The sequence below is a fragment of the Algoriphagus sp. AK58 genome, assembly GCF_014324365.1.
In the GTDB taxonomy this organism is placed as follows: domain Bacteria; phylum Bacteroidota; class Bacteroidia; order Cytophagales; family Cyclobacteriaceae; genus Algoriphagus.
This window is the reverse complement of sequence record NZ_QEIG01000002.1, coordinates 213,748-223,353: the sequence shown is the minus strand read 5'-3', so window position 1 is coordinate 223,353 and position 9,606 is coordinate 213,748. Positions and strand designations below refer to the sequence as shown.

The following is a 9,606-nucleotide window of genomic DNA, read 5'->3' as shown; positions in this document are numbered from 1 at the left end:
CCTTGCCCGCATCCAGATCCGCCTGCGTGATCACATACTTGGTCACAATCACCGTGTCGGCCTGCGGTGCCAAGCTCGCTATCACCTGGTTCAAGCCGGTCAACGGATCGGTCACCACGATGCCTTTCAGCGTCACGTTGCCATCGTTGGTCACCGTGATGTCGTAGCTGATCTCCTCGCCTACCGCCGAATAGGTCTGCGGTGTCGCCACCTTGGTAATGCTATAATCAAAGTCCTGACACACCGGAACAACCGTCGGATTATCATTATCCACCGCAGTACCTGACAAATCACTTACCTCGAAACCGTTAAATGTCCCTTTGGCCGTAGCCTGATTGGTCACCTGACCTGCTTCGATATCTGAAGCCAAAATGGTATAAGAACCCGTATAAACCCATGATTCACCTGATTCAAGGATACCATTAGTATTGGTGTCACCAGATTGAAAAGTGATCGTTGGAACCTTTGGATCAGTAATTGAAACGTTACTTAAAGGAAAACTCTGAGACCCTAACGTTGCCGTAAACGTGTAGTTGATTACAGGATTAAGGGTAGGATCCAGACACTCGTCTTCGCTGAGCGTATTGGTAAACTCCTTGACCAATCTGATCGCACATGTACCAATACTAACAGTCACCGCAACCTTCTCACTTTCACACTCCCCGGACTTGAATTGGGAAATGTAATATGTCTGAGTGCCGGAAGTTGCAGTGGAAACCGTAGGTGCACCAGAAAGAGGATTCATCGCTGAATCATACCATTTAATCGTGAAGTTTGGAGTTGGTGTAACAACTAAATCCTGATTACCTGAACCCTGACAAAATTCGAAAGTCTGTGGGCTTGGTGCGGGTGATTGAGCAGGTGTAATGATAGTGACCGAAGTCGTAGCTGTACACCCCCTATTGTCTGTTACCAATACATTATAGATACCAGCTGATAATCCCGTTGGATCTTCTCCGCTAAATGAGTAAGCAGCATCCCCGGTTTTTGTCCATGAATACGAATAAGGCCCTACACCACCAGAAACAGTCAGATCTATTGACCCAGTATTGGCTTCCGAACAATCATCATCCACTTTGGTAGTACTCAAAGAAAGAGCCCCGAAAAGATCGACGGTTTTGACAATGTCTTTAGTGATGTTTAATTGGTCAACAACAGTCAGCGTTACATCGTAAGAACCTGCTGAGGGAAAAGTGAACGTAGGATTTTGAAGGGAAGACGTTCCCAATCCAGCGAAATTCCAGTTCCAAGACTTATAGGGAAGATTACCACCCACAGTTGCGTCAGTAAACTTCACCTCATAATTGATACAATTGGTTTCAAAGTTGAAATTTGGCACCAAAGGAGTATTTACCAAAAAGCCTGTCACGTTACCATAACACTGGGCATTTCCTCCTGAACCATCTCCACAAGGTACATTCTGGGCATTTCCAGTTTCCCATCTCATGAAAATATTTTTGATTTCAAACTTGTCTCCCCACTCCCATGTAAAATCATCCGCATAAATCGGCGTGTTCTTGATTACTGTTTGCCCTTGGAACAAACACAAAATCACAGTCTCTACAAACTGATCATTGATGAAAATATCATATTGCGTATACATCGAATACGCATTGTTGGTACTTCCTCCAAAAGTGAAGAATAACTGACCCGAAACAGGTGTTCCCAGTTCATACTCCACTAACGGATCAAAGGGATTACCATTTTCATCAAAAAAGTCCACCCTAGTCACATTCACGTTATTCTGAGGGCAGCCAGGATAAGGAGGCCTAATACCATCTTGCGCCCTCACCGCCCCCTGCACAAAAAAGAAAATCAACATCAGCAATAGCCATCGAAATAGCCCTGACGTTGACCACCAATTGTTCCCGTCTGAGACACCCCTCTGTGGAGGCTGAGGGAACTTCTCGCTTTTGGATAAGTAGTCCATATTAATTGGATTTTAATTTCTGAATTGATAATCACTAATTTTTTCTATGACTCTCTATTGAACCATTGATTATCTGTCAGTTGATTCAATAACCCCTCCGATTGAAGTCCATTTTGACCTGTAAGCAATCGAAAAACATCTTATAGTTACAATTCTGTCATAAAAATACATTTATTTGTTTTTCATATCCAAGTATTTTGAAGAAAAAAATTATTTGTAATGCATTTTTTTTAGTACGAAAAGCTTTATAAATAAATTAAAAATCATTTTTGTTGATGTTTAATTGTTTTTGATTAAACAAACCAAACAAAAAACTGACTTTGCTCAGCAAAATCCAGATTGATCAAAAAACAGAGAACACAAAATCCTTCAATTGGATCGGTTTACTTAACTTACAGTTGAAGATTCGGAACCGAGATCCGTTTTTGATAATACACGCCAACACCTAATCCTGACTCCATAACCACTGATGATTCTCTCTCAACCCAAGGATCAATCTCTGATTGACCTTTTTGATTCCCAATTAGGCACCTCCGTTTCCTGGAGAAAATCCACCACTGAAGAACGAATCGCCAGACTCAAAAAACTCAGAAATTGGATCCTTTCGCATCGGCATGACATAAGGGAGGCCCTATGGAAGGATTTTGCCAAGCCAGACCCTGAGGTAGATCTAAGCGAGATCTTCCCGGTTACTTCTGAAATTAACCATGCCATTAAGAACCTGAAATCCTGGATGAAGCCCAAAAGCTTGCCTACCCCTCTTCCCATGATCGGCACATCAGGACGCATCCACTTAGAACCCAAAGGAAGGTCTTTGATCATTTCTCCCTGGAACTTCCCCTTCAATCTCACCATTGGCCCGCTTGTTTCAGCCCTTTCAGCAGGCTGTACTGCGATCATCAAACCCTCCGAATATTCCCGGTTTACTTCCTCTCTGATCCATCAGATGGTGAGTGAAATTTTTGAACCTCAAGAAGTTGCCGTTTGTCTTGGAGAAACAGAAGTGGCAAGTGAACTGCTTACCTTGCCCTTTGATCACATTTTTTTTACAGGCAGCCCAGCGGTTGGAAAAATAGTAATGAAAGCAGCCGCTCAGCATCTGAGTTCCGTAACCTTAGAATTGGGAGGAAAGTCACCTGTGATCATCGACAGTTCGGCCGACCTGAAAGATGCTGCACAGAAAATTATCTGGGGAAAATTTGTGAATTGCGGGCAAACCTGTATCGCGCCTGACTACATCCTGATTCCGGAAGAAAGACAAGAAGAATTTATACTACAGGCAAAAGTCCAGATCCAAACCTATTATGATCCCGGCTTTAACGGAATAGAAAAAAGCCCCGACTATGCGCGCATTATCAACCTCAGGCATTTTGAAAGGCTTACTGCTTATCTGGAAGATGCTATGGGAAAAGGGGCAAAAGTTGCCTTCGGAGGAAAATCAGATGAGAAGACCCGATACATTGAACCTACCCTACTCACCGATATCTCCGAAGATATGGATGTTTTCCGGGAGGAAATTTTCGGGCCGATCCTTCCGATCATTTCCTATAAAAATCTGCATGAAGCGATTAAACTGATCAATTCCCAACCCAAACCTTTAGCCCTTTACTTCTTCGGATCCAACTCCCATCATTCCAGGAAAGTAATGCAGGAGACAAGTTCAGGAAATATGGTCATCAATGACTGTGTACTTCATTTCCTTCACAACGAACTCCCATTTGGCGGCGTAAACAACAGCGGAATCGGAAAAGCCCACGGATATCACGGGTTTTTAGCTTTCAGTAATGAAAAAGGTGTACTCAAGCAACGAGTGGGTTACAATAACGTCTCCCTTCTAAGGCCACCTTACGGCATCAAAGCCAAACAAATCATCTCATCTCTCATTAAATGGTTCTGATTATGAAACAAAAGTCACTTTTTACCCGCTCATTTTTACTTCTTTTCTTTTCTGCATTTTTCCTTTTCGCCTGTTCCATTGATCAGGAAAATAGTTCAGAGATCCTGCCTGCATTGGAGATCTCCAATACTTCCTACGGTGCAGATCCCAGGCAAAAGATGGACATTTTCCTACCCGCGGGCAGGTCTTCAGATAAAACACCTGTTTTGATTTACATCCACGGCGGAGCATGGATTGATGGGGACAAGAGCGAGTTCGTGCAGGTCAAGCCCTTAGTTGAACAGGCTTTCCCCGGTTTTGCTATGATTTCGTTGAACTACAGATTGTATGACTTTGTCAGCAGACAGAATAGATTTCCTGCCCAGGAAGAAGATGTCAAATCTGCGCTCTCTTTTGTAAGGAGTAAACTGGCCGAATGGAATGTGTCTGATGACATACTTTTGAGCGGTGCGAGCGCCGGGGCGCATCTAGCCCTGCTACATGGTCTCAAAAACAGAGAGTCTGATATCAGGGGACTTATCGCATTTTTTCCACCCACGGACCTTACCAGCCTTTTTGGATTCAATAATCTGACTACTCTGGGATTGACAGAGATCATGGGAGGCACTCCGCAGACGGTTCCGACGGTTTACCAAAACGCCAGCCCGGTCAATTTTGCGAGTTCAGATGATCCGCCTACGATTTTTTTCCATGGAGAGACAGACCAAGTAGTACCCATCTCACAAAGTGAACGACTGGAAACGGCGCTGAAAAACGCCCAAATCCGACATCAATTTATCCGTGTGCCTAATCAAGGTCATGGCTTTACGGCTGAGACCAATGCGTCTCTTCTGAGACAGGCCAAAACTTTCTTTGGAGAATTCTGAAAAACGAAAATCCCGCTCGTATGAGCGGGATTACCTGGTTTCTTTAGACTTTTTGAAGTCCCGTAGAATGAGCCATCTTCTTGATGGCATTTACTACTTTTTCGGAAGGCCGCAGTTTGACCTGCTCCAAAAACTCCACCGTGCTCAGCATTTCCACATATTCTTGCATCAGTACGTCATCGCTGTGCAAGGCTTGCATCAAGAGTTCTTGTTCTACCTCCGGCATTTCCTGATAGATATATCTGACCAGGTCATTTGGGGTAAAAGATTTTATCATAGGCAACATTTAATTGTTTCATTTTCTTTCTGAGATGGATAAGCGCATAGCGCATTCTACCCAAGGCAGTATTGATACTCACACCCGTTTGGTCTGCAATCTCCTGAAAGCTCATATCGAGATAATGCCTCATGACCAACACTTCTTTTTGGGCTTCGGGAAGCTCCTCAATCAGCTTTTTAACCATTTCAAGAGTCTCCTCCTTCACCCGAATATCTTCAATCGAATCTTCAGCAAACTTCATGGAGTTGAGCAAGTTGGTGCCATCTTCCAAGATAATGGTAGGATACCTTTTTGCTTTTCTGAAGTGGTCAATCGCCAGGTTATGTGCAATCCTCATCAGCCAAGGCTGGAATTTGCCCTCTTCATTGTATTTGTCCGAATTCAAGGTCTGAATTACCTTGACAAATACATCCTGAAGTAAATCCTCAGCTATTTCCTGATCCTTCACAATCAGGAAAATTGTGGTGTAAACTTTACTTTGATACCGATCTACTAAAAGATCGAAGGCAGCTTCACTGCCATTTCGATATTGAGCTATTAACTCTCCGTCCTCAGGACCCAATCGCTTACTCATCTTAAGTTGGTTTATGAAAAACGTAGAAGTCTAAGCCATAGTATCTGTTTAGGTGAAAAGAAATTTTAAATTTTGTCGGTATGTAGTGTTGAAGGCTTTAAATCTAAGTTGATTTTTTTGGTAATGTCAAGAGCTAATGAAAATTCGAAACGAAATTTTGAAAAACTTAAGTAAGCTTTCAATTGCTTTCGCAAATCCAACCGTTCCAACCATTCAAGGCGATTTCCCCTTTGATGCCTCCCAAAAAAAGCGCCAAAAACCTGTTTTTTGACAAGGCTAAAATCCCCCAAAAATAAATCCCAATGATTACCTTCGTAACCATACATTGAAATAATCAGCATAATGGATTTAAGCGGAAAAGTAATCAATCAGCTTCCCGAGGTAAGTGGAAGCTCGAAAAGCGGCAACTCTTGGAGAAAACAGGAATATATCATTGAAACGGGAGGCCAATATCCCAAAAAAGTATGCGTATCTATTTGGGGAGATAAAATCGATCAATTTGCATTGAAGGTAGGGGAACAGGTGACATTGGGAATCGATGTCGAAAGCCGGGAATACAATGGACGATGGTATACTGAAGTGAAAGCCTATAAAGTGGACCGATCTCAAGGCGGTGCCGGTGCACCGGTGATGCCTGAAGTCGACACCTTCTACTCTGAAAGCGAAGAGGACAAGCTTCCTTTCTAATTCAAATTAATTATCCTCTTTTTTGACTGAGTTTTTGTATGTGGGACGATTTTGACCAAGAACCGGACTGGGATGATGAGAATGAATTTGACCCCAAATCCATGCGGGATCAAATTTATTCTCATCCTTTGATGAAAAAAGCGATGGAGATCGTATCCCTAACCCATGCATTGGTGGGCAGCCTTGACGAAGCCCGAAAAGAACTTTATGGAGGAATGATGATGCAAGATGCCACGGTGATGAGTGCTAAGTTTGCCGGAGCCGAAGGCGTAGATAGCTTTATCCTAAAAATGGAAAATGCGACCATCATGAAGGTGCACGCTAGGCATCTCCTCTCCATGACGTATCAGCTGGCGATGGAGGAAACCCATGCCGAAGAACACCTCCAACTTTTACGGGAAGCAATTAATGAATTTCGAATTCTCTTTGTGGATTGGGTAAAAAGCTTCGATTCGGCGGAGAGATACGACGACGGATGGGGCCTTTTTATTTAGAAAATAAAGATTGACTAAATAGGCTTTTTCCCAGGTTCAAATAAAAATCATTTTACATGAGAAAACTAGGTTATTTCTTTTTGCTCATTTTAGCGATCTCTTGCAGTCCTTCGGAAAAATCCAGAGAAGTGCAAATTCTGGATCTTTCAGATCTGATCATCGATACGTTATACCTGGAAAAAGATTCGCTGACCAGAAATCTCGGTTCCAACTTCACTTTTTTTGAAAAAGAGGGGAAAGAATATCTTACCACATTCCAAGGCCACAAGTTGCTGACTTATTCCTTTCCTGAAGGCAAATTGATCAGTAAAGTGCCTTTTGAGATCGAAGGACCTGACGGTATTGGATCTTACATCTCTGGATCTTTTTTGGAGGATAGCCTCATTCACTTTTTATCCAATGGAAAATGGATCACGGCCACAATAGAAGGTAAGGTACTTTCAAGAGTCGAACTTCCCGAAGCCAGTTCAGACCGGCAGGTATCCAATTATTCCACCTTCCCCAGCAATCCGATCTCAAAAATTGGGAATAAGTATCTGGTCAGTGATCTTCCATACGTACTCAAAGAAAGTATGCTTGGTTATGAAAACTGGCTGATAAAATTTGATCCCAAAACGTCAACTCAGGAATATGTAAAATTCAAATACCCTGATTATTATTCGGGTTTCATGGATGACTCGGTTTTTGGACAATACAGTCAATCCTACAATACGGACAAAAATGAGATTCTCATTTCATTCCCAGCGACTGATTCCATTTTGGTTATTTCTGAAAATTCACAAAAATGGATTTCAGCTGCACCGAAGGAGAAAATGAATTTTCTAAGAGGTACCACTGAGGAGAGAGGAGAGTATATCGTTTTTCTTCCAAATCATACCAGTAGTATGCATGCATTGGTTCACTATGATCCTATAAGCAAAAAAACACTGAGACATAGTATCGTGATTCCAAACAACAAGTTGACCAAAGAAGAGGGCAAGTCTCCACTGATCAAGCTACTGGTTTTGGATGAAAATTATCAAAAAGAAGCGGAAGTCATTTTGCCTGATCAATTGGGAGGATTTAGTACTCCAAAGGGCTATTATATGAATATCGGATACACAAGAACAGAGGACGAAGTAGCCTTTGCCCGAATCGATTTTTCCAAAATCAATCCATAAAAAAAAGCGAGACTTACTCAGTCTCGCTTTTTACTTGTAGTTCGATTTCTTCTCCAGATTCATCCAGGAATCTGTATTCCGTCACGGGTAGGGAAGAATCTTTGATCAGTCGTATCCATTTAAAGTACTTGAAAAACCACTTCACTCTTCGGCTAATCAGGCCTGTGGTGAAGTATGCGTGCAGATAGGGATGCAGCCCGATGTGGATTTTGTCCACGTTTTGGATGGTAGCGATATGCTCCAGATCGTGCTCCAGCTTATCCGCCACCAAAATGGAAGCTTGGATTTTGCCGGTACCGTTACAAGCGGGGCAGGTTTCTTTGGTCACAATATTGACCTCAGGGCGAACACGCTGCCGGGTGATTTGCATGAGCCCAAATTTGCTCAGAGGCAAGACGGTATGCTTGGATCTGTCAGACTTCATTTCCTGCATCATTGCGTCATAGATGACCTTTTTGTTTTCGGCCTTTTTCATGTCGATAAAATCGACCACAATGATACCTCCCATGTCTCGGAGGCGGAGCTGTCTGGCAATTTCTTTAGCAGCGACCAGATTGGTTTTTAATGCTGTAGACTCCTGGTCACTTTCTTGGTTGGACTTGTTGCCACTGTTGACGTCGATGACGTGCAGTGCTTCGGTGTGTTCGATGATGACGTAGCCGCCCTGAGGCAGGCTGACGGTCTGTCCAAACAAGCTTTTGATTTGCTTTTCAATTCCAAAACTTTCAAATAGCTTGACTTTACCGTTGTAAAGCTTAACAATTTTTTCTTTTTCAGGTGCAATAGACCTGATGTAGGAACGGATCTGATCGTAGGTTGACTCTTCTTCTACGGTGATTGCGTCGAATGATTCATTGAGCAGGTCTCTCACCAATGAGGAAGCCATGCTCATCTCTCCGATGATTTTGTCCCGGCTTTTGGCTTTCAGCAATTTTTTCATCCCTTCTTCCCAATTGGTGAGAAGATTTCGAAGGTCTTTATCAAGTTCCGTCACGGACTGTCCTTCAGCCACAGTTCGGATGATTACTCCGAAGTTGGCAGGTTTGATCGAATTGATGAGTCTGAGTAGCCTTTTTCGCTCTTCGCTGCTGCGGATCTTTTTGGATACATTGACCGTATCCGAAAAGGGAACCAGCACCAGGTAGCGTCCGGGTAGAGAGAGCTCACAGGATAATCGAGGGCCTTTGGTGGAAATGGGTTCTTTGACGACCTGTACCAAGACCTGATTCGTCTTGGCTAGAATTTTGTCGATTTTGCCGACTTTGTCTATTTCAGGCTCATTTTCAAACCCCTTGAGCATGTAGTTTGCATAGTTGTTGTTGCGCACCATTTTGGTAAACTTCAACAGACTATTGACATTCGGGCCAAGGTCCTGGTAATGAAGAAAGGCGTCTTTCTCATACCCGACGTCAATGAACGCAGCATTGAGTCCATTGACGATCTTGCGGACCGTGCCCAGGTAAATGTCTCCTACTTTAAACTGATTGTCCATTCCTTCGGAATGAAGCTCAACCAGCTGCTTTTCCTGCAGTAGGGCAATTCGACTCCCATTTTGAGCAGAATCGATTAACAATTCCGTACTCAAATTTTCGTCTTATAATATGTAAATGAACGTGGTGTATAAAAACGGGAAAAGAAGAAGTGAATTACTTCTTCTTATGTCTGTTTTTTCTCAGTCTTTTCTTACGCTTGTGAGTCGCGATCTTATGTCTTTTTCT

At 42.9% G+C, this 9,606-nt stretch carries 10 protein-coding genes; 5 read left to right on the top strand and 5 right to left on the bottom strand.

Features of this window, described 5'->3' with window-relative positions:
- The coding region (locus tag DDT91_RS02060; protein ID WP_187174458.1) for a PKD domain-containing protein at positions 1-1,930 on the bottom strand (1,930 nt) is incomplete at its 3' end.
- A gap of 469 nt (positions 1,931-2,399) precedes the next feature.
- On the opposite strand from DDT91_RS02060, the gene DDT91_RS02055 reads away from it, so the two are divergent.
- Together DDT91_RS02055 and DDT91_RS02050 are read left to right on the top strand one after the other, a co-directional pair.
- Positions 2,400-3,827 (top strand): aldehyde dehydrogenase family protein, encoded by a 1,428-nt coding sequence (locus DDT91_RS02055; protein WP_187174457.1) that lies wholly within the window; start codon positions 2,400-2,402, stop codon positions 3,825-3,827.
- 2 nt (positions 3,828-3,829) lie between these two features.
- Positions 3,830-4,693 carry an alpha/beta hydrolase gene (locus DDT91_RS02050; protein WP_187174456.1) on the top strand — a complete coding sequence of 288 codons (864 nt, stop codon included), beginning with the start codon at positions 3,830-3,832 and terminating at the stop codon, positions 4,691-4,693.
- A gap of 43 nt (positions 4,694-4,736) precedes the next feature.
- Here DDT91_RS02050 and DDT91_RS02045 read toward each other — a convergent pair whose 3' ends face one another.
- The 3 genes from DDT91_RS02045 to DDT91_RS02035 form a co-directional block, all read right to left on the bottom strand.
- Positions 4,737-4,970 (bottom strand): hypothetical protein, encoded by a 234-nt coding sequence (locus DDT91_RS02045; RefSeq protein WP_187174455.1) that lies wholly within the window; start codon positions 4,968-4,970, stop codon positions 4,737-4,739.
- The gene (locus DDT91_RS02040) at positions 4,945-5,547 is read right to left on the bottom strand and encodes an RNA polymerase sigma factor (RefSeq protein ID WP_187174454.1); all 603 of its coding nucleotides are present in this window, start codon (positions 5,545-5,547) and stop codon (positions 4,945-4,947) included. The genes DDT91_RS02045 and DDT91_RS02040 overlap by 26 nt, the downstream gene beginning before the upstream one ends.
- 65 nt (positions 5,548-5,612) lie before the next feature.
- Positions 5,613-5,888: a hypothetical protein gene (locus DDT91_RS02035; protein WP_187174453.1), complete on the bottom strand. Its 276-nt coding sequence runs from the start codon at positions 5,886-5,888 to the stop codon at positions 5,613-5,615.
- A gap of 1 nt (position 5,889) precedes the next feature.
- Between DDT91_RS02035 and DDT91_RS02030 the strand changes: the two genes are divergently transcribed.
- The 3 genes from DDT91_RS02030 to DDT91_RS02020 are packed head-to-tail and all read left to right on the top strand — an operon-like array spanning position 5,890 to position 7,888.
- Positions 5,890-6,234, top strand: coding sequence for a DUF3127 domain-containing protein (locus DDT91_RS02030; protein WP_187174452.1), 345 nt, complete (start codon positions 5,890-5,892; stop codon positions 6,232-6,234).
- 38 nt (positions 6,235-6,272) lie between these two features.
- Positions 6,273-6,728, top strand: coding sequence for a hypothetical protein (locus tag DDT91_RS02025; RefSeq protein WP_187174451.1), 456 nt, complete (start codon positions 6,273-6,275; stop codon positions 6,726-6,728).
- A 56-nt stretch (positions 6,729-6,784) separates the two neighbouring features.
- Complete coding sequence (locus tag DDT91_RS02020; RefSeq protein WP_187174450.1) at positions 6,785-7,888, top strand: DUF4221 family protein; 1,104 nt, start codon at positions 6,785-6,787, stop codon at positions 7,886-7,888.
- A gap of 13 nt (positions 7,889-7,901) precedes the next feature.
- On the opposite strand, the gene DDT91_RS02015 is transcribed toward DDT91_RS02020, so the two are convergent.
- On the bottom strand, positions 7,902-9,473 hold the full coding sequence (locus tag DDT91_RS02015) for an Rne/Rng family ribonuclease (RefSeq protein WP_187174449.1): 1,572 nt from the start codon (positions 9,471-9,473) through the stop codon (positions 7,902-7,904).
- Positions 9,474-9,606 lie beyond the last annotated feature (133 nt).

What these genes read in the sequence shown, in the direction of transcription:
- DDT91_RS02055 (WP_187174457.1), top strand. Translation starts at nt 2,400, where the DNA reads ATGATTCTCTCTCAACCCAAGGATCAATCTCTGATTGACCTTTTTGAT.
- DDT91_RS02050 (WP_187174456.1), top strand. Translation starts at nt 3,830, where the DNA reads ATGAAACAAAAGTCACTTTTTACCCGCTCATTTTTACTTCTTTTCTTT.
- DDT91_RS02045 (WP_187174455.1), bottom strand. Translation starts at nt 4,970, where the DNA reads ATGATAAAATCTTTTACCCCAAATGACCTGGTCAGATATATCTATCAG.
- DDT91_RS02040 (WP_187174454.1), bottom strand. Translation starts at nt 5,547, where the DNA reads ATGAGTAAGCGATTGGGTCCTGAGGACGGAGAGTTAATAGCTCAATAT.
- DDT91_RS02035 (WP_187174453.1), bottom strand. Translation starts at nt 5,888, where the DNA reads ATGCTGATTATTTCAATGTATGGTTACGAAGGTAATCATTGGGATTTA.
- DDT91_RS02030 (WP_187174452.1), top strand. Translation starts at nt 5,890, where the DNA reads ATGGATTTAAGCGGAAAAGTAATCAATCAGCTTCCCGAGGTAAGTGGA.
- DDT91_RS02025 (WP_187174451.1), top strand. Translation starts at nt 6,273, where the DNA reads ATGTGGGACGATTTTGACCAAGAACCGGACTGGGATGATGAGAATGAA.
- DDT91_RS02020 (WP_187174450.1), top strand. Translation starts at nt 6,785, where the DNA reads ATGAGAAAACTAGGTTATTTCTTTTTGCTCATTTTAGCGATCTCTTGC.